The following is a 26,927-nucleotide window of genomic DNA, read 5'->3' as shown; positions in this document are numbered from 1 at the left end:
GTCAGCCTGGTAGGCATCGAGCAAACGCTGGTCGGCGCGCGCCAACCCGGCGAGGCGTGTCATGATCCGCTGTTCGGCCTGCTGCTCGTGGGCGGCGGTATGCTCGGCATCGCCGGCGAACCGATGGAACTGGGCCACCAGCCGCTCCGGGTCTTCCAGCAGACCACGGACATGCTCCCACACGGCCCGCTCGATGTCCGGCGCGGCGACGTTGGCGCGGGGACACGGCTGCGCCCGGGCGGTTTCCACGCAATCCTTGCCGGCGCAGCGGTAGTAGGGCGTTCGGCCCGCTTTCCCGCCGGCCGGGTCATGCCATGCATGGACAAGCCGCAAGCGCCGCAGGTCAGCAGACACCGCAGGAGGTAGTCATGCTTGCTGTTGTTGCGGAACGACAAGGTGGCATTGCGGGCAAGCTGGGCTTGGGCGCGGTCCCAGGTGTCCTGATCGATGAGCGCGGGCACCGCGATCGGGATCCACTGGTCCTTTGGCCGCAGCCGGCGGCAACCGACGCCGGAGTAGGTGGGCTTGCGGGGGCGCGGCTTTTTCGCCGCGACGAATTCGTAGCGGTTGGCGTAGGCGGTGCCGGTGTAGACGGGATCGGGCAGGATGTGGTGGACCGTCGATGGCGACCAGGGGTGCCGGCCGCAGCGGGGGAACCAGGGCCCGAAGTTCAGGCGCTTGAGAATTTGGCGCAGGGTCATGCGCTCCTCCACTAGCCAGGCGTAGAGCAGGCGCACGGTTTCGGCCTCGGCGTCATCGATGACCCACTGGCCGGCCGCCTTCTCCTGACGCGGCAGGTAACGGTACCCGTAAGGTGGGTGCCGACGATCTGGCCGGCGCGGGCCTTCTGAAGTTTGCCGCGGCGGAACCGCTCCCCGAGGAGGGCGCGTTCGTACTCGGCGACGGCGCCCTGGATCTGAAGCAGGAGCTGGTCGCCGGGATCGTCGGTGATCGCGCGGTTGAGGAAGGCGACGGCGCAGCCGACCCGGCGGAATTCCTCGAGGAGCAGAACCTGGTAGGCGTAGCGCCGCGCCAGGCGATCCGGGGCCAGGACGGCAACGATGTCGACCTCGCCATCGCGCACAGCATCGCGCAAGGCATCCAGCCCCGGCCGATCGAGCCGGGCGCCGCTGTAGCCTTCATCGCGGAAGACATGGGTGTCGTTCAGGTCGTGGCCGTTGGACTCGGCCCAGGCGCGCAGGGCGACGAGCTGGCTGTCGATGGTCTGCTGGCGCTCCTGGCGTTCGGTGGAGACGCGGGCATAGACGGCGGCGTGCATGATGCTTCTCCCTCGGCCGGGCCGGCGGTCGCCGCCGGCCGTGATGTCGCGATGGGGGCAAGAAGACGGCGGTAGGTGTCGGCCAGCCGATCCGGCCCGTCGCGGGTCCGGACGAAGACGGAGCGGATGGCCCAGGTCGCTGGCGTCGGGGGGTGTCGATGGCGCGGCATGGGCGGGCACCTCGGTGGTGGAGGTGTCCGCCCAACAGACCGCCACGGCGGTCACCGGCGACGGTGGCGCGGTTTGGCCAAGTGCGGCCAAGCAAACGCCAGCGTAGCCGTGAAGTGGATTCGGTCGATTGCGTTCGGATCGTGCATTTTTCCAGGACAGCCCTCGCTCATGCCGGCAAGAGCGGCCGGCGCGTCGTCGCCGCCTTCATTGCGACCGCCTTTGCCCAGGACGATGCAGCCTCCGCTCGTGCGCAGTGGCGGCAAGTGGCCGATCAGGTCCGGGGCAAGCTGCCGAAGCTGGCGGTGCTGATGGATGAGGCGGAAGAAGATGTTCTGGCCTACATGACCTTTCCCAAGGGGCATCGGGCCAAGATCCACTCGACAAACCCGATTGAACGGCTCAACGGCGAGATCAAGCGACGCACCGAGGTCGTGGGCATTTTCCCGAACGATGAGGCGATTACCCGCCTCATCGGTGCCATCCTCCTGGAGCAGAATGACTAGTGGGCCGTCCAGCGGGCGCGCTATATGACGCTTGTATGGGAATTCCGAAGTCAAGAGGGTCGCATCAATGGCTCCATTCCTTTGTTCGGCCGGGAAGGACCATTCCTTCGTCCCGGCCTGATTTCCCTGCTGCGCCGCGCGCAAGGGCGGTCAAGGAGGCCCGGAGGGCACCGCGCCGCGGCGCGAAGCGTCCTTGACGGCCCTGAGCACGGCGCCGATCGTCCAGGTCGGGCGGGGCGAAGCGGTCGGAGGTGGAGCCGGTTTGCGGGGCGCACGAGGTGCGCTGCGACCTTGTATTCGGTGGGCCTGTGACGAAGCCCGAACCATGATGCAGGCATCCGCATCGACAACCAAGCTCCGGGGCGGCGGTCCCTATCTGGAAAGCGGTGTTGGAACCACGTCATGTACCGGGCTGCCGCCACCTCGGACGCGCCAGGACCGGGAAGCGGGAACGTCGCCCACCCCCGGTCCGGACCTACGCCGCCGCCGCGGTATCCGGCCGGAGGCGGACGCCCTCGGGCACCTCACCAGTCCTCACCATGTGCCACAACGCGATCAGCAACTTGCGGGCGAGCGCAACAATCATCGCCATGCGCGTGCGGCCCCGCCCGTCGGCCGTGCGCTCCCGGTACCACTTCACCAGGGCGCTCTCCTTCTGGAAGACCAGAAAGCGCCACGCCAGTTGAACCATGCCCCGGCGGACCCGGGCGTTGCCGGCCCGCGACAACCCGCGTTCGCGCCGGCGCGCGCCACTCTCGTCGGGAGACCCGGTCAACCCGGCATAGCGGGCAACCGCTCGGCGGTCGCGCAGATCGCGAAGCAGGATCTCTTGGACCAGCATGTCGGCCGTCTCCACGCCGATGCCCACGACACGCGACAGCGTATGGACCATGACGTCGGCATGGCTGCGGTGCGGATTGGCCTCCGCCAGCCGGTGCGGCCGCGCCTGCTCGATCTCAGCGATCTGCTCGTCCACAAGCCGCAGCCGCGCCACATCACGGCGCATCTCCGCCAGGGCGTTCGCGGGTATCCCGACGCCCTCCGGGGTGCGCACCGTGTCGAGCCGCTCGGCCGTCTTGCGCAGTGTCGGGTTGACGTCCCGGATGCCCAGACGGGCGAAGGCGGCCTTCATCCGGTTCACCAGGCGGGTGCGCTCGGCGACAAGGTTCTCGCGCTCCCGCGTCGGGCGCTTGGCGTCCTCGTCCTCGATCCCCGGCACGGCCGCCATCGTGCAATGCCCCGGTTCGCCGCGCAGCCAGCCCAGCAGGACGCGCATGAGAAGCGCGGTGTCGAGGCGATCGGCTTTCGCGCGACGCCGATCACGGGACACGGTGACGCTGCTCGCATGGATAACGTGGGCGTCGATTCCTCGGCTTCGCAACCACCGGGCCAGCCAGAACCCGTCCCGTCCAGCTTCGTAGGCGAGCACCACGCGCGTGATCGTCCGGCCGGCGGCAAAGGCTTCCTGGCGCCAGCTGTCCAGCAGCCGCATCAGGTCATGTTCGTCCGGCGTGAGTTTTTTGAGAGGACGGCGGTCGACGCCCGGCAGAAGCCCGGCGACCAGCCATGTGGAGCGGCTCATCTCGACAACAACGACAAGAGTCTCATCCGGAATGAAGGCGGCCGTCGCGCGGCCAAGGTCGGGCTGCTGCTGCATGGGAGCGTCTCCATCATGGCGAAGTGCGCCAGCGGGTCCTCCCCCGGCGCTCCCATAGCATCTGGAAACCATCGCCCCGCTCGGCGATGATCCCCTCGTCAGCCGACCCGCCGTGGCCGCCTGACCCATCCGGCCAGACACGCCGGAGACCACAAGAGTGCCCCGGCTCTTACACCACGACTTGGGACACGATCCACCCTCACCCGCTTGAAGGCCGCCGAGTACGGCGACTGGATCAATGTCATCCCCGGCATACGCGCCCGCTTCTGGCAGGCCGGGCACATTTTGGGTTCGGGTTCGGGTTCGGCCTCGGTCGAGGTGGAGGTCGTCTCGCACAAGGGCGGCACGCGCCTGCTGTTCTCGGGAGACATCGGGCCGGGCGGCAAGGCGTTCCACGGCGACGACGACGCCCCCACGCAGCCGGACGGGTTGGTGCTGGAGACCACCTACGGCGACCGTGAGCGGTTCGATACCGATGCGGAAGCCCGCCACGCGCTCCTGCGCGACGAGGTGGGGAGGGCACTGCGCGCCGGGGGCAACCTGTTGATCCCCGTGTTCGCGGTGGAGCGCATCCAGGAGTTGCTCTACAACCTGAACAGCCTGTTCGACACCGGGCAGCTGCCGCCGGTCGAGATCTTCCTCGACTCGCCGCTGGCAAGCGCGGTGACCGGCTTCTTCCGCAAGCACCTCCGCGATCTCGACGGAAGCGGCGCCCCGTTCGTGCGCCCCAATCTCCACATCGTGGAGAGTGTGGAGGAGAGCAAGCGGCCTAACGCTGTCTCCAGTGGGACGATCATCTTGGCGGCCAGCGGCATGTGCGACGCGGGGCGCATCCGCCACCATCTGAAGAACCAACTCTGGCGGCCGGGGTGCACGGTGCTGCTGGTCGGCTATCAGGCGCCCGGCACGCTCGGCCACATGCTTCAGCACGGCGTGGCACGCGTGCGCATCCACGGTGAGGAGGTGGAGGTGCGCGCCCGGATCCGTTCCCTCGACGTCTACTCCGGGCATGCCGACCGTTCCTCCCTGTTGGAGTGGGTGGACGCGCGGGGCGGTGTTCGGCAGGGCATCTTCCTCGTCCATGGCGAGGTGCAGGCTCGTGTGGCGATCCGGGATGCGCTCCTCGGACGCGGCTGGGCTCCAGATGCCGTCGCTACGCCGAACCTCGATGAAACCCCGGACATGAGCGCCCGCCACCCGCTCGCGGTGACGGAAGCGCAGGCGCGCCTGCCGGCGTCTGCGGTCATCGCGGAAAGCGATTGGCACAACGGCTATGCGGACGTCGTGCTGTCGCTCAAGCGGGCCCTCGACGCCGCGCCGGATGACGTGGCACGCGATCACCTCCTGCAACAGGTGCGGTCGGCGCTGGAAGCCGACGCGGCTCATCCTCATGTGTCCCTCACCGAAGCGGGAAGAACGGTGCCGGTGTCATCACACTGAGTCCGTCCAGTCATCGGGAGACGTGCCATGCGGATCCAGACACTATTGGCCGAACAGGCGCTCTCCAGTCTGCGCAACGGCCCGAACGGCCTGACATCCCGCGAGGCCGTCCGACCCCGGATCGGCGCGGCGAGCGGCTGCTGGCAACACCCTGTTCGCCACCGGGTCACTGCCCTGGTGGGGGTGGCTGGCCGGCGTGCCGGTCGTGCTGGCAATGGCTGCGGCTGAGGAACTGCGCAAGTGGACGCTGCGTCGCCACGCCCGCCCGGCGCGCGCGGCGCATCACGGGAAAGACGCTCCGGGCGACTTGAGGGAGGTTCCGCCATGAAAGCGATGGTCCTGATGCGGCCCAATGTGCGGCTTGTCGAATCCACCCTGCCCGACCCGGTGCCGGGCGACCGGCAGGTGTTGATCCGGGTGCACGCCTGCGCGATCTGCCGCACCGACCTGCACGTCATCGACGGCGAGCTGCCCCACCCCGCCCTGCCGCTGGTGCCCGGCCACGAGATCATCGGCACCATCATCGCCGTAGGCCCGGGGGTGGAGCAGCGGCGCGTCGGCGAACGCGTCGGGGTGCCGTGGCTGGCCTGGAGTTGCGGGGAGTGTGCCTACTGCCGCTCCGGCCGCGAGAACCTGTGCGACCGGGCGCGCTACACCGGCTATCAGGTGAACGGCGGGTATGCGGAGTTGACGGTGGCGGACGAGCGCTACGTCTTCCCCATCGACCCGTCCTATTCCGACGTCGAAGCCGCACCGCTGATGTGCGCCGGGCTGATCGGTTACCGGGCGCTGCGCATGGCCGGCGACGCGGCGAGGTTGGGCCTGTACGGCTTCGGCGCGGCGGCGCACATCGTGGCGCAGGTGGCCCGCCATCAGGGCCGCGACGTGTTCGCCTTCACCCGTCCGGGCGACGGCGAGGCCCAGGCGCTCGCCCGTTCGCTGGGGGCGGCGTGGGCCGGCGGCTCCGACGAGCCTCCGCCGGAGCCGCTCGACGCCGCGCTGATCTTCGCTCCCATCGGATCGCTGGTGCCGACGGCACTGAGGGCGGTGGCTAGAGGCGGCACCGTCGTCTGCGCCGGCATCCACATGAGCGACATCCCGTCCTATCCCTACGAACTGCTGTGGGGAGAGAGGGTGGTGCGCTCGGTCGCCAATCTGACACGCCGCGACGGTGAGGAGTTCCTGGCGCTGGCACCGCGGATTCCGGTGCGCACGACCACCACCGCGTTCCCGCTCGCCCAGGCCAACGATGCGGTAGAGCGGTTGCGCAGCGGCCAACTGGCTGGAGCGGCGGTGCTCAAGGTGGTGTGAGGCGACCGAACCTTGAACTGGTCCCTTATGCACGATGGCCGCTCCGAGCGAAAGCGGCGCTTTAACCTGGGTTAACCGAACTTCCGCGGGACCGTTGTCTAATGAGGTCGCCATCGCGGGGAAGCCATCATAACGACGTTCGTTTCATCACCCCGCCGCTGAGCTTCGTCGTCGCCACGGTTAGCCGCAGCGACACCGCCGTGGCGGAGGCCCGCCACACGCTGTGCGGCGGGGCCGGGTGGTAGCGGCGGCACACAGGGGGGCCGAGCGCATGCTTCGACAAACCGGAGGCCGGATCGTGCGGCTGGTCCAACGGATAGCGGGCGGATTGGCCGTGCTGCTGAGCGTCGGCGCCTGCACCCTGGGGGGCGTCGGCGGCGGCCCGCGGGACGGCACGCCCACGCTTGCCCCCATGCTGGAGCAGGTGCTCCCGGGCGTGGTCAGCATCGCCGCGAGCGGGCAGCTCTCGGCGGAGGAGATGGCCCTGGTTCGCGACCCCAAGTTCCGCCGCACGTTTGGCCTGCCCAAGCGCGTGCAGCCGGAGGAGCGGCGCTTCCTCATGCAGGGCTCCGGCATCGTCATCGACGCACCCAACGGCATCATCCTCACCACGCATCACCTTGTCGACGGCGCCGACGCGATCACCGTCACTCTCGCCGACACGCGCCGCCTCGCGGCCCGGTTGATCGGCGACGACGCGGCCAACGACGTCGCGGCGATCCGGGTCGAGGCACGCGACCTCGTTGCGGTTCCGATGGGAAACTCCGACGCCCTGCGCGTGGGCGATTACGTCGTGGCCATCGGAAACCCGTTCGGTCTCGCCCAGACCGCGACGCTTGGAATTGTCAGCGGCCTGGGAGTGAGAAATCCCGCCGAGCCCGATGGCGCCTTCATCCAGACCGACGCGTCCATCAACCCGGGCAACTCGGGCGGAGCCCTGGTGAACCTCAGTGGCGAGCTGGTCGGGATCAACGACAGTCTGATCGGATCCGTCATCAGCAACACCGGCATCGGCTTTGCCATCCCGATCACCCCGGCGACGCGCGCCATCGACCGGTTCCTCCGCCAGAACGCCCCCCCGTCCGAGAAGGACACCCGATGACCCCGCCGTTCTCAGACCGTGCCGGCGCCGCCTGTCGGGAAAGGTTGCGGTGCGCGCACGGCGGAGGCTGCCTTGGCTAAGCGGCCCTCCTCGCGTTCTCAGTCTGGAGCAACAGCCGCAGGCACGTCCCGGCGTTGGTTGTCCACTCCGGCTCCGCCCCAACCTGCTCGGCCAGCATCGCAATCAACTGGAGGCCAGACGATCGCGTCCGGCTCGGCAGCAGGCCAACGCCATCGTCGGCCAGCCTCAAATGGATCTGGTCAAGCTGTGGCACTTTCAATTCGAGCGTGATCGTTCCGGCTCCATGCGGAAACGCATGCTTGGCGCTGTTCGTAATGAACTCGTTGGCGATCAGCCCGAGCGAGACGGCGGTGTTGTGGTCGATGTACACTTCGTCAACGCTCGCCCGTAATCCGATTCCGCCAGCAATACCGCGTCCGTAAAGGGCGACGGAGTTCTTGCAGAGTTCGCGCAGGTACCCGCCCAACTCGACCATGCCAAACTGGCTGGTCTCGTAGAGCCGACTGTGGACGAGGCGCAGCGCCTCGACCCGACCTTGCAGTTCCCCGAGTATGCGGTGGGTTTCGTCGCTCTCGGTCTGACTGCTCTCCAGCGCGAGCAGGCTCAGGATCGCTTGAAGGTCGTTCTTCACCCGGTGTTGGAGTTCGCGCATTGAGGTCATCCGCTGCTCCTCCGCCCGGTTCAGATGGACGCTGGCGTCCCGCATCGAGGCGTAGACCGAGGCCAGTTCCTCCACGTCGGTCCGTGGCGGCGGCGGCAAGGGCGCACCCGGCGTCTGCATCGCTTCCGCCACCCGGGCCAGTCCGGCAATCGACCGGGAAAGCCGACGGGCATAGCGCAGCACCAGGAGGGAGACGCAGCCGAGCGCCAGAAGGCTGATGGCTGTTGCCGTCCACAGCGAGCGGCGCAGCGGTGTCTCGAACACGGCGGCCGGGGCGGCGAAGGCGACGGTCCATCCCGCTACCGCCGACCGGGCGAAGACGAGCGACAAGGGTTCACCCTCCAGGGCTGACCCCGTCGCCTGCCCGAAGGGGGCCATCCGGACTGCCTCCTGCACCCAACCGGGAGCCGGCTTGCCGACGAATTGCTCGGCAGCGCGCGTCCGAGCGACGACGACGCCGCTCCGGTCGATGATGCCCGCCACCCAACCGGAGGGGATCTGCTGCGTGAGCAAAAGATCTTCCCACTTGGATGTCGTTACCACAGCGATGAGCGCAAAACGCTGTCCGTTCTTCGACCGAACGGGCACCAACACCCCGGCGGCGTGCGCGCCGGCAATGGGACCATAGAGGAGATTGGAAATCTGTGGGCGCCCCGAGACGATCGTCTCAGCGATCTCGGAGTTGAGATCGGCCGCCTCCGGGACGGGTGTCCCATACGGAACGGCCGTGGTGAAGACCAGAGCCCCCTCGGCATCGCGAAGCGTCACGTGTGACCAGTAGGGGTGCTTGGCCTTGATGGTCTGGGCGATCCGATAGAGTCGCTCCGGATCGTCGTCCTCCATCATCGTCGCGGCGAGGCTCTCAAGTGCGGTTGTGGTGATGAGCAACTGCTGGTCGAGAGCTACGGCGATGGCCCGGACGGTTATGGACATCTCGGCCTCGGCGTACTTCCGCTGCGCCGACATGTTCCAAGCGAGCAGGACCACGGTGATCAGGGCCATGGACGCCAGCGCCGCGACCACGACGCTGAGAAGGTGGCAACTGATGTTTCGCCGTGCCGGACTAAGGCACGGCGAAACTTTCCAAAAGCCCCGCAAACTCATCGTAAACCACCAAAAATAGTAGGTTGCAACCTTTCAATCCAACCCGATCATGAGCAAAGATCCGCCGCTCGCCCGACAACCACAACCCCTTGTCGATTTGCGCCCACCCAGCAGCTCCCGCGCCGATGACTGGAATTAAGAGCACGCACCATCGAAACGACAAACGCAGAGAAAGCTACAGGCAGCGACAATATTTGTAAACGGCATGATAAATTCAGCTTTCTGAAAATCCTGTTTCCACGAAGAAGGCGGGTCAGGAACCAGGCTTTACGAGATATACCTAAGGTGGCGTCCGCCCCTAGACGAGCTCGCCATTTCGCGAAATATCTATGACTCCAACCTTCACACGAACCATCAGCGCCCTTGCGGTCAGCGGGCCTGCACCGCCCGCCCGGCAACGCGAATGCCGTCGACGATGCGGTCGCTGGGGTGCAAGACGATGCGTTCGCCCGGCTCCAGACCACCGCGGACTTCAGCCTCTGCATCGTTCGTCCAGCCGAGCGTGACCTGACGCCGGTGCGCCCTGCCCTGCGTCTCGACGAACACCGCCCATTGCCCGCCGTCGCGGAACAGCGCGCCCATCGGCACCGTCAGCACGTCGCCCCCCTGCCACACGACGATCCGCACCTCGACGCGGTAGCCATGGCCGAGCGCCGCCCAGCGCTCGTGCTCGTCGGTGAAGTCGACGATGACGTTGACCCGCTGCTCCTCGATGCCGAGCGCGGAGACCTTGGTAAAGCCATACGGCTCGATCCGGCGCACCCGGCCGGCGAGCACCGTGCCGCCGCCCCACTGCTCGATGCGCACCGGCGCCCCCTCGCTGATGCGCACCGCCTCGGTGGAGAGGAGCTGGACCAGGATCTCCAGGTCCCGCACATCGCCGATCTCGGCGATCAGCGTGCCGGCGGCGACCACGCCCTCGCTCTGCGTCACCACCCTCAGGACGCGGCCGGTGACCGGTGCGCGCACGGTAACGCAGCAGGCGGCACTGCCCTCCGGCGCGCCCGGCCCCACGCCGGATGGGTCGATCAGCGCGGCGCGCGCGGTGGCGACCTGATGCTGGCGCACCCGGCGGTTGGCCTCTGCGGTGGTGAGCGCCGCCTCGCGCGTCTTCACCTCCAGCACCGCGAGATCAAAGGCGCGCGGCGAAACCGTCTTGGTCTGCGCCAGGGTGCGGGCGCGCTCGAGGTCGGAGCGCGCGAAGTCCAGCTCGGCGCGCGCCTTTGCGACCTCGGCGTCGGCGAGCGTCAGCGCGGCGTTTGCCGCGTCCAGCGCCGCCTCCGCCTGGGCGCGCGAGCGCAGGTCGAGGAAGGACGGGGCGCTGGGCAGGATGGTCGCCACGGCCGTTTCGCCTTCCTTCACCGGATCGCCGGCCCGCACCGCCACGCGCAGGATCTGCCCAGCCACCGGTGTGGAAACGCCGAACAGGTCGCGCACCCGCGTCCAGCCCTCGTCGTCCACCGTCACCGTCATGGCGCCGCGCCCGACCGTGGCCAGGTCCACCGGCACCGGCCGCGGGCGAAACGCGTAGGCCAGCCCGGCAAGCAGCGGCACTCCGACGGCGAGGATCGCAAGGGCACGGCGCAGGCCGGGGCGCATGGCGCTACTCCCTCGTCTTCAGCACGGCGATGAGGTTCAGGCGGGCGACCCGCCAGCCGACCGCAGCACCCGACACGGCGGCGGACAGCAGGACGACCAGCACCGCGATCCCATAGGTGCGGTCCTCGATCACCAGCGGCACGCGGAACAGGTCGCTGTCCAGCCCTGCCGCGATGACCGCGGCCAAGCCGTAGCCGAGCGCGCAGCCAAGCGGCAGCGCCAGCACGGTCAGCACCGCCAGCTCCCCCAGCAGGATGTACGCCACTTCGCCGCGGGTAAAGCCGAGAACGCGCAGGCTCGCCAACTCGCGCCCGCGCTCCGACAGCGTGATGCGGGCGCTGTTGTACAGCACCCCGAAGGCGATCAGCCCGCCGAACGCCACGTAGAAGGACAGGACGATGCTCATGGTCTCCGCCACCGTCGCGCGGAACGCCCCGACCGACGCGGTGCGCAGCGTGACGCCGGCCAGCATCGGCAGCTCCTTCAGGCGGCGGAACAGCGTGTCGGCTTGATTCTCGTCGATCCTCAGGTGCGCGCCGGACACCACCGGCCCCTCCCCCATCAGCCGGTTGAGCGCGGCGCGGTCCATGTAGGCCTCGGCGCCGATGTACTCCTCGACGACGGCGGCGACCGGCACGGCGGCGGTGCGGCGCCTGCCCTCCAGCGCCTCGACGGTGACGAGGTCGCCGGCGCGCACGGCCAGCAGCGAGGCCAGCTTGGACGACAGCACCAGCCCGGCCGGCGGCAAAGCCACCGGGCGCAGCTCGGCGTCCAGCACGCGGCTCAGCGCGGCGTCGCGTTCCAGCCCCTGAATGGCGGCGCGGCGGCTGAGATGGCCCGCGCGCAGCCGCACCGACGCGGTGCGCACCCCTTCCGCCCGCAGCACGCCGGGCAGCCGCGCGACCTCGGCCAGGATGGCGTCCTGCCGAGCCTCGGTGAAGACGACCGTGGCGTCCTGCCGGTGGGTGCGGAAGAACTGCACGTCGATCATCGTCTCGATGGAATCGAAGCTGAACAGCGAGGCGACCAGAAGCGCCACCGACGCCGCGATGCCAAGCGCGGTGAGCGCCGCGCGCACCGGCCAGCGCACGATGTGGCGGACCACCATGCGCGTCGGCCCGTCCACCGCCCGCCCCAGCGCGCTGCGCGACAGCGCGTTGCGGCGGTAGCTCACCGGCGGCGCCGGCACCATGGCGAGCGCCGGCGGCAGCGTCACCGCGCGGCGCACCGCCGTCAGCGTGCCCGCCACCGTCGCCCCGCCGGCCACCAGCGCCGCCAGGGCGAACATCTCCGGCGCCGGCTGGTACAGCAGGATGGGAAAGTTGTAAAAGCGCGCGTACAGCGCCGTCATGCCGAAGCCCAGCCACGCGCCCAAGGCGAAGCCCAGCGCCACGCCGAGCCCGGTCAGCGCCAGCACCAGCTTCATGTAGTGCCAGCCCACCTCCCGGTCGGCGTAGCCGAAGGCCTTCAGCAGGCCGATTTGCTCCCGTTCGGTCTCGATCAGGCGGGAGATCACCATGTGCAGCAGGAACGCCGCCACGCCGAGGAACACCGGCGGAATGATCCGCCCGGTCATGCGCAGCTGGTCCAGTTCGCCCGACAGGAAAGCGTTGGACAGCTGGTCCTTGCGCCCGTAGGCGCCGAGCCCGCCGTAGGGCGCCAGCAGGGCGTCGAGCCGGGCGATCACCTCCGCTTCCCGCGCGTCGCGCTGCAGCGACAGGCTGACGTCGTTGAAAGCGCCCTTGAGATCGAAGACGGCGGCCAGCGCGTCGCGCCCCATCCAGAACACGCCGAAGCGCCGGGCATCCGGCATCAGCTGCCCAGGGCCGAGGGAGTAGACATATTCCGGCGACAGCGCCACGCCGACCACGTGCAGATCGCGCAGACGCCCGTTCACCGTCGCGCGCACGCGGTCGCCGGGGTTCAGGCGGTGCGAGTCGGCGAAGGATTGGGCGATCACCACCTCGTCGGGACGGTTCGGTTCCGGCAGCCGTCCGCGCCGCAGCGCCAGCGCGTTCAGGTTCGGCTCGCCGCGCTCCGGCAGAGAGAGCAGCTTGGCGCTCGCCGGCTCCGCCACACCTGGCATGTCGAGCGTCGCCGCTTCGACGATTCGCGTCTCCACCCGCGCCACGCCGGGGATTGCGCGGATGCGCCCGGCCAGCCCCTCCGGCGCTCGGGTCAGGCCGGCGAAGATTTCGGCAAAGCGGTAGCGTTCGTAGTAGGCGGTGCGAGTCTCCTCCAGCGAGCGCAGCGCGCCGAACGACATCACCACCGTCGCCACGCCGCAGGCGATGACAAGCGCGATGGCCAGCGCCTGCCCGCGGATCCGCCAGAGATCACGCAACAGCTTACGGTTCAGCGCGCGCATGGCCGGCCTACCACGACAGCTCGGCGGACGGCCGCCGCTGTGCGTTGCGCCGCTCGCCGATCACCCGGCCGTCGCCGAAGGTGACCACGCGGTCGGCCATGTCGGCGATCACCACGTTGTGGGTGATGATCACGGCCAGCGTGCCCAGCTCGCGGTTGATGCGCTCAACCGCCTCCAGAACCAGCACACCGGTACGGCTGTCCAGGGCGCCGGTGGGCTCGTCGCACAGCAGCAGCTCCGGCCGTTTGGCAATGGCGCGGGCGATGGCGACGCGCTGCTGCTCGCCGCCCGACAGCTGCGCCGGGAAATGGTCCATCCGCTCGCCCAGGCCGACGAGGCGCAGCGCCTCTTCCGGGGTCATGGGCGCGGTGGCGATCTCGGTGACCAGAGCGACGTTCTCACGCGCCGTCAGGCTGGGGATCAGGTTGTAGAACTGGAAGACGAAGCCGACGTGCTCGCGGCGGTAACGGGTCAAGGCGCCCTCGCCGAACGCGGTCAGCTCGGCGTTGCGGAAGAACACCTGTCCGCCGCTCGGTCGGTCGAGCCCGCCAAGGATGTTCAGCAGCGTCGATTTGCCGCTGCCCGACGGGCCGAGGAGCACCACCAGTTCCCCCGCGAACAGGTCGAGGTCGACGCCGCGCAGCGCCTGCACCTCGACCTCGCCGGTCCGGTACACCTTCGTCAGGCCGCGCGTGCCAAGAACTCTGGCACGGGCCGTGGCAGGAGCCGAACGCCCATTCACCGACCGGGCCTGTCCTCAGCTGTTTATCCTGAATGGCTTGCACATAGTAGAGCAGTTCCAGGATCTTGCCACGCACCACATGCTCGGAGCCCCAGGGCCAGAAGTCCTGAACCGCCTGCTCACGGAAGACATCCCCCCACACCGGCATGTCCCGGGTGCGACGCTCGAAGTCATCAGAAGTGGTCGCGCACGGCGTGGCGCACGCGCGCAATGCACGCATCGATGCGCTCCGCCGTGGTGTGTGGCCCCATGTCATCGAAGTGCAGATGCTCGACCACACGGATCCCGCACAGCCCCATGATCGCGGCGTCCTGTGTGACGGTGAACGCCTGCAGCTCCCCGCTCGTGCGCAGATAGTCCATGGGCGCGCCGGAGGAGGTGATGAACACGCCCCTGCGCCCGTGCAGCTTGCCCTCGGCACGGTCGTCCCGCATCTCCCAGGCGAAGCCGTAGGTGAACACGCGGTCCACATAGCCCTTGAGCATCGCCGGCATGGACGCCCACCAGATCGGGAACAGGAAGGTGATCCCCTGGGCGGCCCCGATCAGCGCCTGTTCGCGCCGGACATCCTCGGGCAACGGTCCCTCGCCGGCCAGTTCCTCGGCCGACAGGACCGGGTTGAAGCGCATGGTGTAGAGATCCCGCACCTCCACCGCATGCCCACACCGCTCCAACTCGTTCACATAAGCGCCGACCGCCTGCCGGATGAAGCTGCCGGGACGTGGGTGGGCGAAGACGACGACGTGCCTCATGACGGCTCCTCCATTCCAGCCGGCTCGAGCCTGCGCGGCGTCCGGCCGAGTTCCCGTTCCAGATCCACGACACGGCGCAGGGTCCGCAGGACGCTGTCCGGCGTGAGGCTGATGGAATCGATGCCAAGCCGCACAAGGAACTCCGCCATTTCCGGATAGTCCGACGGCGCCTGCCCACAGATTCCGCAGGGCCGCCCGTTGCGCTTGGCGCCTTCAACCGCTTGGCGAAGGAGGGCAAGCACGCCCGGATCGCGCTCGTCGAAATCGAAGGCGACCAGCGGGCTGTCGCGGTCCACGCCGAGCGTGAGCTGGGTGAGGTCGTTGGAGCCGATGGAGAACCCGTCGAACAGTCGGGCGAAGTCGTCGATCAGCAGCACGTTGTTGGGGATCTCGCACATGACGTAGACCTCCAGCCCATCGCGCCCGCGGACCAGGCCGTGGCGGGCCATGGCGGCCAGCACCCGTTCCGCCTCGTCGATGCGGCGGCAGAACGGAACCATGACCTTGACGTTGTCGAGACCCATGGTTCCGCGGACCCGCGCCAGCGCCTCGCATTCCAGCGCGAAGCCCTCCTCGTAGGCGGGGTGCGCGTAGCGCGCGGCGCCGCGGAAGCCCAGCATCGGGTTCTCCTCCGTCGGCTCGAACCAGCGCCCGCCGATCAGGGACGCGTACTCGTTGGTCTTGAAGTCCGACAGGCGCACGATCACCGGCCTGGGGTGGAACGCGGCGGCGATGGTGCCGATGCCTTCGGACAGGCGCTGCACGAAAAAGGCGGGCCCGCTCAGGCTTTGCCGTGTCAGAGCCCGGATGCACTCCCGCTCCGCGGCATCGCTGACCCGATCGGGATGCACCAGCGCCATGGGGTGGACCTTGATGGTCTCGCTGATGATGAACTCCATGCGCGCCAGCCCGACACCATCCACCGGCAGCGCGGCGGTCTGAAACGCCTGGTCGGGGTTGCCGAGGTTGACCATGATGCGCGTCTGCGGACGCGGCAGGCTGCCGAGATCGATGCGCTCCACGCGGAACGGCAGCGCGCCGTCGTAGACCTTGCCGGTGTCGCCCTCGGCGCAGGACACGGTGACGGGACGCCCCTCGTGCAGCACCGCCGTTGCCTTCTCCGTCCCGACCACCGCGGGAATGCCCAGCTCGCGCGCCACGATAGCGGCATGGCAGGTGCGGCCACCGCGGTTGGTGACGATCGCCGCGGCCGTCTTCATCACCGGCTCCCAATCGGGCGTCGTGGTGTCGGCGACCAGCACCTCGCCCGGACGGAAGGCGGAGAGGTGGCGGGCGTCCCTGACGACGCGCACCGCGCCGCTCGCCATGCGCGAACCGACCGCGCGCCCGCTGACCAGCGGCACACCCTTGCCCTCCGGGACAAAGGTCTCCAATTCCAGCGCCTTGCGACGCGACGCGACGGTCTCCGGCCGGGCCTGGATGACGTACAGGCCGCCGTCGAGCCCGTCCTTCGCCCATTCCATGTCCATGGGCTGGCCGTAATGGTCCTCGATGGCGATGGCGTAGCCGGCCAGCCGCAGCACCTCCTCGTCGGTCAGGCAGAAGGCTTCGCGGTCAGCATCGGGGGTCGGCACCACCCGTGTGGTGTCGCGGCTGTGTCCCGGCCGGTAGACCATCTTCACCTGCTTTTCGCCAACGCGCCGGCGCAGCACGGCCCGGCGCCCCTGGCGGTAGGTGGGCTTGTGGACGTAGAATTCGTCCGGATCGACCGCGCCCTGGACCACCGTCTCGCCCAGCCCATAAGCCCCGGTGACGAAGACCACGTCCGGAAAGCCGGTTTCCGTGTCGATGGAGAACATCACACCCGCCGCCGCCAGATCGGCGCGCACCATCTTCTGCACCCCGACCGACAGCGCGACCTTGAAGTGGTCGAAGCCCTGGTCGATGCGGTAGGCGATGGCGCGGTCGGTGAACAGCGAGGCTTGGCAGCGCCGGACGGCGTCCACCAGCATCGCCTCCCCGGCAACGTTGAGGTAGGTCTCGTGCTGGCCGGCGAAGCTGGCCGTCGGCAGATCCTCGGCGGTGGCGGAGCTGCGCACCGCGACGGTCAGCTCGGGGCCGTATTCGTCGCGAAGGGCCCGGTACGCCTCGCGCAGTTCCGCATCCGCCTGCGGCGTGATGCCGGCCGCGTAGACGATCTCGCGGGCGCGGGCCGCGGCGCGGGACAGGCGCGCCACGTCCTCCTTGCCGAGCCCGTCCAGAAGGCCGTGCAGCTCGTCCCACGCGCCAGCCGCGCTCAGCGCGTCACGGAAGCCGTCGGCCGTGAGCGCGAAGCCATCGGGCACCGCCACCCCGGCCGCGGCAAGATGCTGATACAGTTCGCCCAGCGAGGCGTTCTTGCCGCCGACCAGGGGCACATCCCCACGCCCCAGTTCCCGGAACCAACGGATGTAGCGGGGATTCGCCATGGCCCTCTCCCAACGGCAGCGTGCTTGCGGCTTTCACCACCACAGCGTCCCTCCGATGAGCGGCCGGTGCGTTAATCCAGATTAAGGCCCGCGATCCCGGGCGGAGAGCATACCGGAGACGTCCCCACAGCCCCCTGGGAGGTTCGCATGCAGCAAGATCAACTGAGCCATCGCCCCCAACCCGACCGGCGCGATCGCCTGATCCAGGAACGCATCCACGACCCCTACAAGGTCCGGCTGAAGATGCCGGACGCCGCCATCTGTCCACGCTGCCAAGCCGTCTACGAACACGGCCGCTGGCACTGGGGGCTGCGGCCGGTCACCGCCGAGGAGGTGGTCTGCCAAGCCTGCCACCGGATCGCCGACCACTGCCCGGCGGGGATCGTGATGCTCTCAGGTCCGCGCGTCGCCGCGCACCGCGATGAATTGTTGGCCCTCATCCGCCACCAGGAAGCGTTGGAGACGGCCGAACATCCCCTGAGCCGCATCATGGAGACGCGGGACACCGCCGACGGCTTCGAGGCGACGACCACCGACATCCACCTGCCCCGCCGCATCGCCGATGCCTTGCGGCGCAGCCACCACGGCGACCTCACGCTGCACTACGACGAGGGTGGCTATTTCGCCCGCGTCCAGTGGCGCGCCGATTGAGAGGCCCGCCCCCTACTCTCTCCAGGCCACCACGCGCTGGACCTGCTGCCCCAGCCCCTCGATGCCGACGCGCACCTCGTCGCCGGGCTGGAGGAACACCGGCGGGTCCTGCGCCAGCCCCACGCCGGCCGGCGTGCCGGTGGCGATCACGTCGCCGGGGATCAGGGTCATGAACTGGCTGACGCAAGCGACCAGATAGGGCACGTCGAACACCATGCGGGCGGTCGTATCGTCCTGGTAACGGTGCCCGTTCACCTCGGCCCACAGGTGCAGCGCCAGCGGTTCGGGAACCGCGTCGCGGGTGACCAGCCAGGGACCGAGCGGGGCGAAGGTGTCGGCGGACTTGCCGCGGGTCCACTGACCGCCGGGCGCCATCTGCCGCTCCCGTTCGGTGATGTCGTTGATCACGCAATAGCCGGCGACGTGGTGCAGTGCCTGCCCGACGTCCAGGTAGTGCCCGGTGCGCCCGATCACAATGCCAAGTTCACACCCCCAGTCCACCTGCCCCGCCCCCGGCGGCAGCACCAGATCGTCGTTGGGCCCGCACACGGCGGTGGCCGATTTGAGGAACAGGATGGGTTCGTCCGGCACCGGACGGTTCAGCTCCTCGGCATGGTCCCGGTAATTCAGCCCGACGCCGATGATCTTGCCGACCCCGCCGACGCAGGGACCGATGCGCGGGTTGCCCTCGACGAGCGGAAGGGTTTCCGGATCGACGGCGCGCAGGCGACCCATCGTTTCGTCATCCAGGGTCTGCGAGTCGATGTCGGGAATGATCCCCGACAGGTCGCGGATGCGGCCGGTCCAACCCGGATACAGAAGGCCTGGCTTCTCCGCCCCCGCCGGGCCATAGCGCAGCAGATGCATGATCCCCTCCCCGAGCCGGAACACGTCGCGGCTGCGACACTGTCGGCCGAAACGGGGAAGCGGCCCTTAACCTGCGTAAAGCAAACCCCGGCCTTGATCCAGGTTAACGCCCCGTCCACCCGCCTCCGCACAGTGGAGGATCGGTATTGGATGGCGGAGTTCCCTGGCATGCTCGACACCCTCGTCCAGCGCACGAAGATCGCCTACTTCTCGATGGAGATCGCGCTACGGCCAGAGATGCACACCTACGCCGGCGGCCTCGGCATCCTGGCCGGAGACACCGTTCGCTCCTGCAGCGACCTGGAACTCCCGGTGGTGTTCGTAACCCTGCTCAGCCGCGACGGCTACCTGAAGCAGGTCATCGACAGCGACGGCCGCCAGCTTGAGGAGCCGGATCCCTGGGAACCCGCCCATTGGGCGCAGCCGCTCGGCGCCAAAGTCGCCATCTCCGTTGCCGGGCGCGACGTGTGGGTGCGCCCTTGGCTGTACGTCCACCACGGCGGCTCCGGCTACGACGTGCCGGTGATCCTGCTCGACACGGACCTGGACGAGAACGCCGCGGAGGACCGCAGCATCACCCGCGCCCTCTACGACGGCGATCCGACCCACCGCCTGCGCCAAGAGATCGTGCTGGGAATCGGCGGAGTCCGGCTGCTGCGCTCGCTGGGGTTCGAGACCGGCACCTTCCACATGAACGAAGGGCACGCGGCGTTGCTGGCGCTGGAGCTGCTGCGGAGCCGGGCGCGCCGCAACGGCGGCAATGGGGAGGCGCGGGGATACGACGCGGACTGGGTGCGGGAGCGCTGCGTGTTCACCACCCACACCCCCATCGAGGCCGGGCATGACCGCTTCCCCTACGACCTCGTCACCCAAATGCTGACCGGGTTTCTGGAACCCGACGTCATCATGCCGTTCGCCGGAACCGACGGCCTCAACATGACGCGGCTGGCGTTGTCGCTCAGCGGCTACGTCAACGGCGTCGCCAAGCGGCACGCCGAGACCTCGCGGCGCCTCTTTCCCGGTTTCCGCATCCACGCGATCACCAACGGCGTCCATGTGGAGACCTGGACCTGCCCCAGTGTCGCCGGCCTGTTCCACCAATGCCTGCCCAACTGGCTGCACGAGCCGGAGCTTCTGGTGCGCGCTGACCGCATCGACGATGCGTCCATGTGGGAGGCCCACCGGGCAGCCAAGGCGGCGCTGCTCGCCGAGGTGCAGGCACGCACCGGCTGGGCGCTGACGCCCGACACGCTGACGCTGGGCTTCGCCCGGCGGATGACCGACTACAAGCGGCCGGACCTGCTGTTCGCCGACCTTGACCGTCTGCGCCGCCTTGCCGGGCGGCACCCGTTCCAGATCCTGGTGGCCGGCAAGGCGCACCCCTACGATGACACCGGCAAGCGCGCCATCGAGGCCATCCACCGCCACGCCGAGGCCCTGGCCGGCAGCGTGCCGGTGGTGTTCCTGGCGAACTACGATATGGCGCTGGCGCAACGGCTGACGTCGGGCTGCGACGTTTGGCTGAACACGCCGCTGCCGCCCTTGGAAGCCTCGGGCACCAGCGGCATGAAGGCGGCGCTGAATGGCGTGTTGAACCTGAGCGTGCTGGACGGCTGGTGGATGGAGGCGTGCATCGAGGGCACGACGGGCTGGGCCATCGGCGACGCCGAACTCGGCACGGCGGACGATGACGCGGAGGATCTCTACCGCGCGCTGGAGGACCGCGTGCTGCCGACCTACTACGGCGACCGGGCGCGGTGGATCTGGATGATGAAGCAGTCGATCAGCAAGATCGCCTCCTGCTTCAACAGCCAGCGCATGATGCGCCGCTACGCCTCGGAAGCCTATCTGCGCTGAGCATCCCCGTTTAACCCAGGTTAACGCCGGACGCCGGGCCAGCGCCAGAATGTCCTCGTCACGACATGAGGACACGGGGCCATGGCAAGCAAGGACGTCAGATTCTCGACGGACGCCCGCGAGCGGATGCTGCGCGGCGTGGACATCCTGGCCGAAGCGGTCAAGGCGACCCTGGGGCCGCGGGGGCGCAACGTGCTGATCGAGGGGCCGTACGGGCCGCCGCGGATCTCCAAGGACGGCGTCACCGTCGCCAAGGCCATCGACCTGCCGGACCACTTCGAGAACATGGGCGCGCGCATGGTGCGCGAGGTGGCGACCCGCACCAGCACCGAGGCCGGGGACGGCACCACCACCGCGACCGTCCTCGCCCAGGCCATGGTGCACGAGGGTGCCAAGGCGGAGGCGGCGGGTCTCAACCCCATGGACCTCAAGCGCGGCATCGACATGGCCATCGAGGCGGCCGTCGCCGACATCAAGGTCCGCTCGCGCAAGGTCGCCACCTCGGAGGAGATCGCCCAGGTCGGCGCCATCTCCGCCAACGGCGAGCGGGCCATCGGCGACATGCTGGCCCAGGCCATGGAGAAGGTGGGGGCCGAAGGCGCCATCACGGTCGAGGAGGCCAAGGGCACCGCGACCGAACTCTCTGTCGTCGAGGGCCTCCAGTTCGATCGCGGCTACATCAGCCCCTACTTCGTCACCAACGCGGAGCGCATGGTGGCTGAGTTGGAGGACGCGTTCATCCTGCTGTGCGAGCGCAAGCTGTCCGGGCTTCAGCCCTTGCTGCCGCTCCTGGAGAGCGTCGTGCAGGCGGGCCGTCCGCTGCTGATCGTCGCGGAAGAGATCGAGGGCGAGGCGCTGGCGGCACTGGTGGTCAACAAGCTGCAAGGCGGCCTGAAGGTCTGCGCGGTGAAGGCGCCGGGCTTTGGCGACCGCCGGAAGGCGATGCTGGAGGACATCGCCGTCCTGACCGGCGGCCAGGTGATCAGCGAGGATCTCGGCGTCAAGCTGGAGAGCGTGACCATCGGCATGCTGGGAAAGGCACGGCGGGTGCGCGTCGAGAAGAAGGCAACGACCATCATCGACGGCGCCGGGGACCGGGCCGCCATCGAGACCCGTTGCGCGCAGATCCGCCGCCAGATCGAGGAGGCCGTCTCGGACTACGACCGTGAACAGCTGCAGGAGCGCTTGGCGAAGCTCGCCGGCGGCGTCGCGGTCATCCGCGTCGGCGGCGCCACCGAGACGGAGGTCAAGGAGCGCAAGGATCGCATCGACGACGCCATGCACGCCACCCGCGCCGCGGTGGAGGAAGGCATCGTCGCCGGCGGCGGCGTTGCGCTTCTCTACGCCGTCCGGGCGCTCAAGAACTTGAAGCCGGCGAACGACGACCAGCGCGTCGGCATCGACATCGTCCGCCGCGCGCTGGAAATGCCCGCCCGCCAGATCGCCGCCAACGCCGGGACGGACAGTTCCGTGATCATCGGCCGCCTGCTGGCGCAGGACGATCCGAATTTCGGCTACGACGCCCAGAGCGGGACGTTCTGCGACCTCGTGCAGGCCGGCATCATCGACCCGACCAAGGTGGTGCGCATCGCCCTCCAGGACGCTGGCTCGGTCGCCGGGCTGCTGATCACCACGGAGGTGATGATCGCCGAGCGGCCCGAGGCGAGGCCGGACGCTATCACGGGTGGCATGGGCGACGCGGCGTATTGAGGCGCCGCGTCGCCCGCCGCCTCAATGGGTCATCAGGATCGGACGGTCGCCGTGCTCCAGCAGATAGCGCGTGGCGCCACCCAGGACGTTCTCGAACGCCCGCGAGTGGCCATAGGCGCCCATGACGATGAGATCCGCGTCGAGCGCGTGCGCCTGCGCGAGGATGGCGCCCGGAGCCTCGAACTCTGTGGCGAAGTTGATGCGGGCTTCGGCCTTGATGCGATGGCGGGCCAGATGCTCGACGATCCGGTGGTCGGGGCCGTCGTCATAGCCCGCCGGGTGCACGGAGAGCAGCACCACCTCCTTGGCCCGGCGGAGCAGCGGCAGTGCCTCGCGCAAGGCGCGGGCGGCCTCGCGCCGCTCGTTCCAGGCCACCAGCACACGATGCGGGCGGAAGGGAGCGCAGGTCTCGGGCGGGACGACGAGGACCGGCGCCGCCGCCGTCAACGCGAGCCGCCCCAAATCGGCCACCGCCAGCGCACCCGTGTCGCCAGGCTCGCGCGCCCGCCCGACCACGACGAGGTCGGCATACCGGCTGTGGAAGGCCAACCGCTCAACCGCAGGACCGTCCTCCGCGATCCAGTCGCATCCCCGGCCGTATTCGCTGCACAGCGCAATGAACCCCGGTTCCGTGTCGGTGTCTGCCGAAAGTGTCGGCGGCTCCTGCGGGACGTCGATGAACCAGCCGGCCTCGGGCCAGAACGGCACCCGCAGGCCGGTGACCGAGGCGTCGAAGAGCTGAGCGACATCAAGCGCCCCCAAGGACGCCATGGACCGGGGCTCCGCCCCCACCAGGACGAGAATGGAACGCATATCCATGGCTTGCCTCCTCCCGTTGCACCGGACTGCTGCCAGCTTCCACCGGAATTAGGGAGACGCCCTTAACCCCGGTTAATGCCGCGCGCGCCCAAGCCGAGCCATGATCCATCCAAGGCCGCCTTTCGGCACGCTCCACCCTCCAGGCGCACCGCGATCCGCCCACCGTGTCCGCACTCCGGATCGAGGTCAAACAGCGCCAGTTCCTTGCCGACCACGGCCCGGCCCTCCCCCAGCACTCAATGCGCCATGAAGACCGAGCAGCCGAGCGGTGTGCCCAGCATGTGGCGGGTGGCGCCGCCCAGGATCATCTCGCGGAAGCGGCTGTGGCCGTAGCCGCCCATGACCAGCAGCCCGGCCCCGAGATCCTCCGCCTTTGCCACCAGCGCCTCGCCCACCGTGCATTCCTGCCGGCGCACCGGCTGCACCATGGCATTGATGCCATGCCAGCCAAGGTGATTGGCCATCCGCTCGGCGTGGATCGGAGTGCCGCCGAGGCCATGGCTGTCCTCCTCCTCCACCGTCACGATGTGCACCGCAAGAGCCTGTCGGAGGAGCGGCATAGCATTGGCGACCGCCCGCACCGCCGGCAAGCTGCCGTCCCAGGCGACGGCGATGGTGGGGAATGCATCGGTCGGGGTGGCGGCGGAAGCCAGCAGCAGGGGGCGTCCGGCATCGAACAGCGCGGCTTCCAGCAACGGCATCCTGTTGGGATCCGCCGGGGCCTGGGCGACAAGGACAAGGTCGGCAAAGCGCCCCTCCCGGCCGAGCGCGGCGCTGGGCCAACCAACCACTTCGCGCAAGTGCGCGGTGATCTGGCCGTTGCCGTGGGGCCGCTCCGTCACCTCGGCGCCCGAAAGCGCCACGGCTTGGTTGAAGGTGCTGCGGGCGGCATCCGCGGTCCGGCTGGTTGCCTGCTCCGCTTCCCTCAGGAGATCGTCCACCATCTCCGCCGAAAAGCCTTCGCCGATGATCCGGACGGATTGACGCGGGTCGTTGCGGATGTGGAGCGCCTCGACATGCCCGCTGAAGAGCGTGGCCAAGCCGAAAGCGGCCGAAAGCGCGTGCTCGTCGAGCGATGAGCCGTCCACGGGGACCAGTATGTGCTTGATCATGGCGCTCTCCTGGAGGGGCCGTGTTGGTGGGATAGCCATCTTGAGCGTCCCTCGAACGCGCGCGGCCTGCGTTAATCCAGGTTAAAGTCCCGCTGTCATTCCTGGCGCATACAGCCTGCGTACTATGCACATCACGAACGCAGGAGGACGCCATGGCTGAAACCACCATTCCGGTGCAGACGAAGCAGGAAGGCAAGACCACCAGGGCCGCCGCCCGGGAGATGGCGGAAACGGGCCGCCATCCCCTGTTGGCCTTGCGTGACGAGTTCGAGCGCCTGTTCGACGACGCGTCGAGCATGTTCCGCGCGCCCTGGACCCGCCCGTCGCTGTTCGATGTGGAACCGCTCCTGCACACCCGGTCCGCGACCCTGGCCATCGTCCCGCCGGCCGAGGTGAACGAGACCGAGACGGAGTACCGGGTGACCCTGGAGGTCCCCGGCATGGACGAGAAGGGCGTCGAGGTCAGCCTCGAGGACGACATGCTGACCATCAAGGCCGAGAAGAAGGAGGAAACGGAGGAGGAGAGCCGGAACCGCTATTTCTCCGAACGGCGTTACGGCATGTGTTCGCGGTCCTTCCGGTTGCCGGGCAACGTGGACCGCGAGCGCATCTCCGCCAGCATGAAGAACGGCGTGCTCACCATCGCGATGCCGAAGAGCGAGCCCAGCAAGCCGTCGAAACGGACCATCGACGTTGCCAAAGCCTGACCACCCGGTCCAGGCAGAAGGGGCCGGCGGCCGCGAGTGTTGCCGGCCCCTTCGTCATGCGCGTGGGACATGCCCACCGGAGATCGGCAGTGCAACGACGAGGAGCCCGTTCTCCATCCGCGCGCGGGCCGCCCTCTGCACCGCGCCAAACTGACGCTGCGCCACGTGACGCACCACGGCCGAGACGATCACCTCCCGGCTGGAGATGGCGACCTCCACCTCGTCGGGACCGAGCCCCGGAAGCTCCACCATAATCTCGAGGGCATGCTGGAACTCGATCACATCGGTGGCAGGCGTCAGGCGGTCGATCGCCGCCATGTCCGCTGATACTGGAAACACGGCAGCGCTGGCGTGCGCGGGCGGCGCATGAAGAATGGAGACGTTGCTGGGGGCGTGTGGCATGGCGAGGTTCTCTTGGAGCCAGCCCCTCCCGGCACGGAGGGCTTCCAGCTTTCGGACAATGGAAACGTCCAGCACTTAACCTGCGTAAAGCGCCCGCCCGGCAGGGGCCTTTAGAATTGGCCTCTCCACAGCCGCAAGGAGGCTCCCATGACCACCAAGGGCGTCGAGGTTTTCGACGAAACCGTCCATGTAACCAACGCTTGGCTCAAGGACATCATGGCGTGGTTGCACACCGACGACCGCCACCTCGCGTACCGGGCTCTGCGCAGCGTCCTGCATGCCCTGCGCGACGAACTGGAACCGGAACTGGCGGTCCATTTGGGCGCCGAACTTCCAATGTTGGTGCGGGGCTTCTACTACGAGGGCTGGCGCCCGGTCCGTACCCCGGCGCGCGACCGGCATATCCAGGCCTTCTATAACCGGATCAGCGGTGAAATGCAGGGCTATTCGGAAACCGATCCGGTCCGCCTCACCGGCGCCGTCTTCGACGTGCTGGCCGCGCACGTAGCCGTCGGTGAAATCCAGAAGGTGGCGCGCGCTCTCCCCCGCGAGCTGCGGGAGATGTGGCGGATCCCGGCTTGAGCGGTTCACAGCGCGCTACTATGCCCAAGCTGAGGACGTCGCCATGGCGGCGTGACTCAACCAAAGCGGCCTCCGACAAACCCGGCGCGGTTCAATTAGCCCAACCGTCTGGATGGCTGGGGCGTCACCGGTTCCCCAGCCCGGTGGCGCCGGACGCCTCGTCGGAAGCGTCAACGACGTAGCCGGAGGTGGGCTCGACCCAGACAAGGTGATCGCGGACCTGCGTGACACCGGGAACGTTCTCGGCGGCAACCCGCAACGCCTCCCGCTGCCGCTGGTCGAAGATGGCACCCCAGAGATCGACGACGCCGTGGCGCACCACGACATCGACCAAGGCGCGCGGTGCCCACGTCTGTGCGTCCATTTCCGCCAGCAGGCGCTCCCGAATGCGGTCGTCGGTCCTCGCCGCCGTCTCCCGAACGGGCTGGAGAAGTGAGCGGAGGAGGTTCGCCCGGCTGACGATGCCGACGAGATGCCCGCCGCGCAGCACCGGCAGACGCTTGACGTGGTAACGCTCCATCCGCCGCACCGCCTCGTCGAGTGGGGGTGTCCTCCGTAACCGTCACGACGTTCGGCGTCATCACCTCTTCGACCCGGCGGCCATGCGTGTGGACGTACTCCTCGGCCATGCGGCCGGGACCCAAAAGAAATTCCAGCCATCGCGGCCGGTGCCGCTCGGTACCGCTTTCCACCCGGCGCAGGAAGTCTCCTTCGGTGAGGATGCCGACCAGCGAGCCCGCCCCATCCACGATGGGCAGCCCGCTGATGCCGTGCTCGATCATCACGTGGACGGCCTCTTCCACCGAAGAGCCGACTGTGATCGTGACCACGGGTTGCGTCATCACATCCATGACCAGCATGACACACGCTCCCTCTGCGCGGCACATTGGCGAAACGTCCGCTCGTCCTAAAACCGCGCCATCATTGTGTACCGCGCACCGGCGTGGGCGGTGTTAATCCAGGTTAATGGCCGGCGTGGAGGAGCGGCCATACTGCCGCATCCATGATGTCGAGGTAGCCGCCCGGCATCGGTACGGAGCCAGTCCATGACGCTGCCGCTTGCCGAACACGGATCGCGCAC

General features: G+C 68.6%; 25 protein-coding genes and 3 pseudogenes. 11 read left to right on the top strand and 17 right to left on the bottom strand.

What is annotated here, in order from left to right; genetic code table 11:
- From ACSVDD_RS28345 to ACSVDD_RS28335, 3 genes and pseudogenes are all read right to left on the bottom strand, one after another.
- Positions 1 to 249: hypothetical protein (locus ACSVDD_RS28345; protein ID WP_448192778.1), on the bottom strand; the 249-nt coding region annotated here is incomplete at its 3' end.
- 212 nt (positions 250 to 461) lie between these two features.
- Positions 462 to 701, bottom strand: a pseudogene (locus ACSVDD_RS28340) (recombinase family protein); the annotation flags it as partial.
- Positions 702 to 712: 11 nt separating this feature from the next.
- Positions 713 to 1,279 (bottom strand): recombinase family protein, encoded by a 567-nt coding sequence (locus tag ACSVDD_RS28335; RefSeq protein ID WP_448192775.1) that lies wholly within the window; start codon positions 1,277 to 1,279, stop codon positions 713 to 715.
- Between the two features lie 311 nt (positions 1,280 to 1,590).
- Between ACSVDD_RS28335 and ACSVDD_RS28330 the strand changes: the two are divergent.
- A pseudogene (locus ACSVDD_RS28330) lies at positions 1,591 to 1,950 on the top strand (transposase); the annotation flags it as partial.
- 478 nt (positions 1,951 to 2,428) lie between these two features.
- Here the strand turns inward: ACSVDD_RS28330 and ACSVDD_RS28325 are convergent.
- Positions 2,429 to 3,610, bottom strand: a complete 1,182-nt coding sequence (locus ACSVDD_RS28325; RefSeq protein ID WP_448192774.1) for an IS110 family RNA-guided transposase — start codon at positions 3,608 to 3,610, stop codon at positions 2,429 to 2,431.
- Between the two features lie 207 nt (positions 3,611 to 3,817).
- On the opposite strand from ACSVDD_RS28325, the gene ACSVDD_RS28320 reads away from it, so the two are divergent.
- The 5 genes from ACSVDD_RS28320 (at position 3,818) to ACSVDD_RS28300 (ending at position 7,463) form a co-directional block, all read left to right on the top strand.
- Positions 3,818 to 5,050, top strand: coding sequence for an MBL fold metallo-hydrolase (locus ACSVDD_RS28320; RefSeq protein WP_448192773.1), 1,233 nt, complete (start codon positions 3,818 to 3,820; stop codon positions 5,048 to 5,050).
- A 27-nt stretch (positions 5,051 to 5,077) separates the two neighbouring features.
- Positions 5,078 to 5,278 (top strand): hypothetical protein, encoded by a 201-nt coding sequence (locus ACSVDD_RS28315; protein WP_448192772.1) that lies wholly within the window; start codon positions 5,078 to 5,080, stop codon positions 5,276 to 5,278.
- Between the two features lie 96 nt (positions 5,279 to 5,374).
- On the top strand, positions 5,375 to 6,361 hold the full coding sequence (locus tag ACSVDD_RS28310; RefSeq protein ID WP_448192771.1) for a zinc-dependent alcohol dehydrogenase family protein: 987 nt from the start codon (positions 5,375 to 5,377) through the stop codon (positions 6,359 to 6,361).
- Between the two features lie 101 nt (positions 6,362 to 6,462).
- Positions 6,463 to 6,606, top strand: a complete 144-nt coding sequence (locus ACSVDD_RS28305) for a hypothetical protein (protein WP_448192770.1) — start codon at positions 6,463 to 6,465, stop codon at positions 6,604 to 6,606.
- A 26-nt stretch (positions 6,607 to 6,632) separates the two neighbouring features.
- Entirely contained in the window at positions 6,633 to 7,463 is an 831-nt protein-coding gene (locus ACSVDD_RS28300; RefSeq protein ID WP_448192769.1) for a trypsin-like peptidase domain-containing protein, read from the top strand.
- Between the two features lie 76 nt (positions 7,464 to 7,539).
- On the opposite strand, the gene ACSVDD_RS28295 is transcribed toward ACSVDD_RS28300, so the two are convergent.
- From ACSVDD_RS28295 to ppsA, 6 genes are all read right to left on the bottom strand, one after another.
- The gene (locus ACSVDD_RS28295) at positions 7,540 to 9,147 is read right to left on the bottom strand and encodes a sensor histidine kinase (protein ID WP_448192768.1); all 1,608 of its coding nucleotides are present in this window, start codon (positions 9,145 to 9,147) and stop codon (positions 7,540 to 7,542) included.
- A 471-nt stretch (positions 9,148 to 9,618) separates the two neighbouring features.
- Positions 9,619 to 10,848 (bottom strand): efflux RND transporter periplasmic adaptor subunit, encoded by a 1,230-nt coding sequence (locus ACSVDD_RS28290; RefSeq protein WP_448192767.1) that lies wholly within the window; start codon positions 10,846 to 10,848, stop codon positions 9,619 to 9,621.
- Between the two features lie 4 nt (positions 10,849 to 10,852).
- On the bottom strand, positions 10,853 to 13,216 hold the full coding sequence (locus ACSVDD_RS28285) for an ABC transporter permease (protein WP_448192766.1): 2,364 nt from the start codon (positions 13,214 to 13,216) through the stop codon (positions 10,853 to 10,855).
- Between the two features lie 7 nt (positions 13,217 to 13,223).
- Positions 13,224 to 13,892 carry an ABC transporter ATP-binding protein gene (locus ACSVDD_RS28280; RefSeq protein WP_448192765.1) on the bottom strand — a complete coding sequence of 223 codons (669 nt, stop codon included), beginning with the start codon at positions 13,890 to 13,892 and terminating at the stop codon, positions 13,224 to 13,226.
- A 239-nt stretch (positions 13,893 to 14,131) separates the two neighbouring features.
- Positions 14,132 to 14,710 carry an NAD(P)H-dependent oxidoreductase gene (locus ACSVDD_RS28275; protein ID WP_448192764.1) on the bottom strand — a complete coding sequence of 193 codons (579 nt, stop codon included), beginning with the start codon at positions 14,708 to 14,710 and terminating at the stop codon, positions 14,132 to 14,134.
- On the bottom strand, positions 14,707 to 17,139 hold the full coding sequence (ppsA, locus tag ACSVDD_RS28270; RefSeq protein WP_448192763.1) for a phosphoenolpyruvate synthase: 2,433 nt from the start codon (positions 17,137 to 17,139) through the stop codon (positions 14,707 to 14,709). Before ppsA ends, ACSVDD_RS28275 begins: the two co-directional genes overlap by 4 nt.
- Positions 17,140 to 17,286: 147 nt before the next feature.
- Here ppsA and ACSVDD_RS28265 point away from each other — a divergent pair, with 147 nt between their 5' ends.
- Entirely contained in the window at positions 17,287 to 17,790 is a 504-nt protein-coding gene (locus tag ACSVDD_RS28265) for a BCAM0308 family protein (protein WP_448192762.1), read from the top strand.
- Positions 17,791 to 17,802: 12 nt separating this feature from the next.
- Here the strand turns inward: ACSVDD_RS28265 and ACSVDD_RS28260 are convergent, their stop codons facing one another.
- Positions 17,803 to 18,657: a fumarylacetoacetate hydrolase family protein gene (locus ACSVDD_RS28260; RefSeq protein WP_448192761.1), complete on the bottom strand. Its 855-nt coding sequence runs from the start codon at positions 18,655 to 18,657 to the stop codon at positions 17,803 to 17,805.
- Positions 18,658 to 18,807: 150 nt separating this feature from the next.
- Between ACSVDD_RS28260 and glgP the strand changes: the two genes are divergently transcribed.
- Positions 18,808 to 20,514 (top strand): alpha-glucan family phosphorylase, encoded by a 1,707-nt coding sequence (gene glgP, locus ACSVDD_RS28255; protein WP_448192760.1) that lies wholly within the window; start codon positions 18,808 to 18,810, stop codon positions 20,512 to 20,514.
- Between the two features lie 81 nt (positions 20,515 to 20,595).
- A complete protein-coding gene (groL, locus tag ACSVDD_RS28250) occupies positions 20,596 to 22,224 on the top strand; it encodes a chaperonin GroEL (protein ID WP_448192759.1) in 1,629 nt (542 codons plus the stop codon).
- A gap of 21 nt (positions 22,225 to 22,245) precedes the next feature.
- On the opposite strand, the gene ACSVDD_RS28245 is transcribed toward groL, so the two are convergent.
- The 3 genes from ACSVDD_RS28245 to ACSVDD_RS28235 form a co-directional block, all read right to left on the bottom strand.
- Entirely contained in the window at positions 22,246 to 23,043 is a 798-nt protein-coding gene (locus ACSVDD_RS28245) for a universal stress protein (RefSeq protein ID WP_448192758.1), read from the bottom strand.
- Positions 23,044 to 23,105: 62 nt separating this feature from the next.
- Positions 23,106 to 23,258, bottom strand: a complete 153-nt coding sequence (locus tag ACSVDD_RS28240; RefSeq protein WP_448192757.1) for a hypothetical protein — start codon at positions 23,256 to 23,258, stop codon at positions 23,106 to 23,108.
- Positions 23,259 to 23,279: 21 nt separating this feature from the next.
- Entirely contained in the window at positions 23,280 to 24,155 is an 876-nt protein-coding gene (locus ACSVDD_RS28235; RefSeq protein ID WP_448192756.1) for a universal stress protein, read from the bottom strand.
- A 152-nt stretch (positions 24,156 to 24,307) separates the two neighbouring features.
- On the opposite strand from ACSVDD_RS28235, the gene ACSVDD_RS28230 reads away from it, so the two are divergent.
- Positions 24,308 to 24,862 carry an Hsp20/alpha crystallin family protein gene (locus ACSVDD_RS28230; protein WP_448192755.1) on the top strand — a complete coding sequence of 185 codons (555 nt, stop codon included), beginning with the start codon at positions 24,308 to 24,310 and terminating at the stop codon, positions 24,860 to 24,862.
- 54 nt (positions 24,863 to 24,916) lie between these two features.
- Here the strand turns inward: ACSVDD_RS28230 and ACSVDD_RS28225 are convergent, their stop codons facing one another.
- Positions 24,917 to 25,180, bottom strand: coding sequence for an Hsp20/alpha crystallin family protein (locus tag ACSVDD_RS28225; RefSeq protein WP_448192754.1), 264 nt, complete (start codon positions 25,178 to 25,180; stop codon positions 24,917 to 24,919).
- 231 nt (positions 25,181 to 25,411) lie between these two features.
- On the opposite strand from ACSVDD_RS28225, the gene ACSVDD_RS28220 reads away from it, so the two are divergent.
- Positions 25,412 to 25,846, top strand: a complete 435-nt coding sequence (locus ACSVDD_RS28220; RefSeq protein ID WP_448192753.1) for a DUF2267 domain-containing protein — start codon at positions 25,412 to 25,414, stop codon at positions 25,844 to 25,846.
- A gap of 124 nt (positions 25,847 to 25,970) precedes the next feature.
- On the opposite strand, the gene ACSVDD_RS28215 is transcribed toward ACSVDD_RS28220, so the two are convergent.
- Complete coding sequence (locus tag ACSVDD_RS28215) at positions 25,971 to 26,366, bottom strand: BON domain-containing protein (protein ID WP_448192752.1); 396 nt, start codon at positions 26,364 to 26,366, stop codon at positions 25,971 to 25,973.
- A gap of 229 nt (positions 26,367 to 26,595) precedes the next feature.
- Positions 26,596 to 26,688: pseudogene (locus tag ACSVDD_RS28210) on the bottom strand (CBS domain-containing protein); the annotation flags it as partial.
- Positions 26,689 to 26,927: the final 239 nt, after the last annotated feature.

The organism is Azospirillum terrae (assembly GCF_053470425.1).
The sequence above is the reverse complement of the archived record's forward strand: the minus strand, read 5'-3'. Positions and strand labels throughout refer to the sequence as shown.

Excerpts from the sequence above, each read along its gene's own strand:
- ACSVDD_RS28225 (WP_448192754.1), bottom strand. The coding sequence starts at position 25,180 with ATGGCGGCGATCGACCGCCTGACGCCTGCCACCGATGTGATCGAGTTC.
- ACSVDD_RS28300 (WP_448192769.1), top strand. The coding sequence starts at position 6,633 with ATGCTTCGACAAACCGGAGGCCGGATCGTGCGGCTGGTCCAACGGATA.
- groL (WP_448192759.1), top strand. The coding sequence starts at position 20,596 with ATGGCAAGCAAGGACGTCAGATTCTCGACGGACGCCCGCGAGCGGATG.
- ACSVDD_RS28235 (WP_448192756.1), bottom strand. The coding sequence starts at position 24,155 with ATGATCAAGCACATACTGGTCCCCGTGGACGGCTCATCGCTCGACGAG.
- ACSVDD_RS28315 (WP_448192772.1), top strand. The coding sequence starts at position 5,078 with ATGCGGATCCAGACACTATTGGCCGAACAGGCGCTCTCCAGTCTGCGC.
- ACSVDD_RS28335 (WP_448192775.1), bottom strand. The coding sequence starts at position 1,279 with ATGCACGCCGCCGTCTATGCCCGCGTCTCCACCGAACGCCAGGAGCGC.
- ACSVDD_RS28310 (WP_448192771.1), top strand. The coding sequence starts at position 5,375 with ATGAAAGCGATGGTCCTGATGCGGCCCAATGTGCGGCTTGTCGAATCC.
- ACSVDD_RS28215 (WP_448192752.1), bottom strand. The coding sequence starts at position 26,366 with ATGGAGCGTTACCACGTCAAGCGTCTGCCGGTGCTGCGCGGCGGGCAT.
- ppsA (WP_448192763.1), bottom strand. The coding sequence starts at position 17,139 with ATGGCGAATCCCCGCTACATCCGTTGGTTCCGGGAACTGGGGCGTGGG.
- ACSVDD_RS28305 (WP_448192770.1), top strand. The coding sequence starts at position 6,463 with ATGAGGTCGCCATCGCGGGGAAGCCATCATAACGACGTTCGTTTCATC.
- ACSVDD_RS28220 (WP_448192753.1), top strand. The coding sequence starts at position 25,412 with ATGACCACCAAGGGCGTCGAGGTTTTCGACGAAACCGTCCATGTAACC.
- ACSVDD_RS28230 (WP_448192755.1), top strand. The coding sequence starts at position 24,308 with ATGGCTGAAACCACCATTCCGGTGCAGACGAAGCAGGAAGGCAAGACC.
- ACSVDD_RS28260 (WP_448192761.1), bottom strand. The coding sequence starts at position 18,657 with ATGCATCTGCTGCGCTATGGCCCGGCGGGGGCGGAGAAGCCAGGCCTT.
- ACSVDD_RS28325 (WP_448192774.1), bottom strand. The coding sequence starts at position 3,610 with ATGCAGCAGCAGCCCGACCTTGGCCGCGCGACGGCCGCCTTCATTCCG.
- ACSVDD_RS28275 (WP_448192764.1), bottom strand. The coding sequence starts at position 14,710 with ATGAGGCACGTCGTCGTCTTCGCCCACCCACGTCCCGGCAGCTTCATC.
- ACSVDD_RS28295 (WP_448192768.1), bottom strand. The coding sequence starts at position 9,147 with ATGGCCCTGATCACCGTGGTCCTGCTCGCTTGGAACATGTCGGCGCAG.
- ACSVDD_RS28285 (WP_448192766.1), bottom strand. The coding sequence starts at position 13,216 with ATGCGCGCGCTGAACCGTAAGCTGTTGCGTGATCTCTGGCGGATCCGC.
- ACSVDD_RS28245 (WP_448192758.1), bottom strand. The coding sequence starts at position 23,043 with ATGGATATGCGTTCCATTCTCGTCCTGGTGGGGGCGGAGCCCCGGTCC.
- glgP (WP_448192760.1), top strand. The coding sequence starts at position 18,808 with ATGGCGGAGTTCCCTGGCATGCTCGACACCCTCGTCCAGCGCACGAAG.
- ACSVDD_RS28265 (WP_448192762.1), top strand. The coding sequence starts at position 17,287 with ATGCAGCAAGATCAACTGAGCCATCGCCCCCAACCCGACCGGCGCGAT.
- ACSVDD_RS28290 (WP_448192767.1), bottom strand. The coding sequence starts at position 10,848 with ATGCGCCCCGGCCTGCGCCGTGCCCTTGCGATCCTCGCCGTCGGAGTG.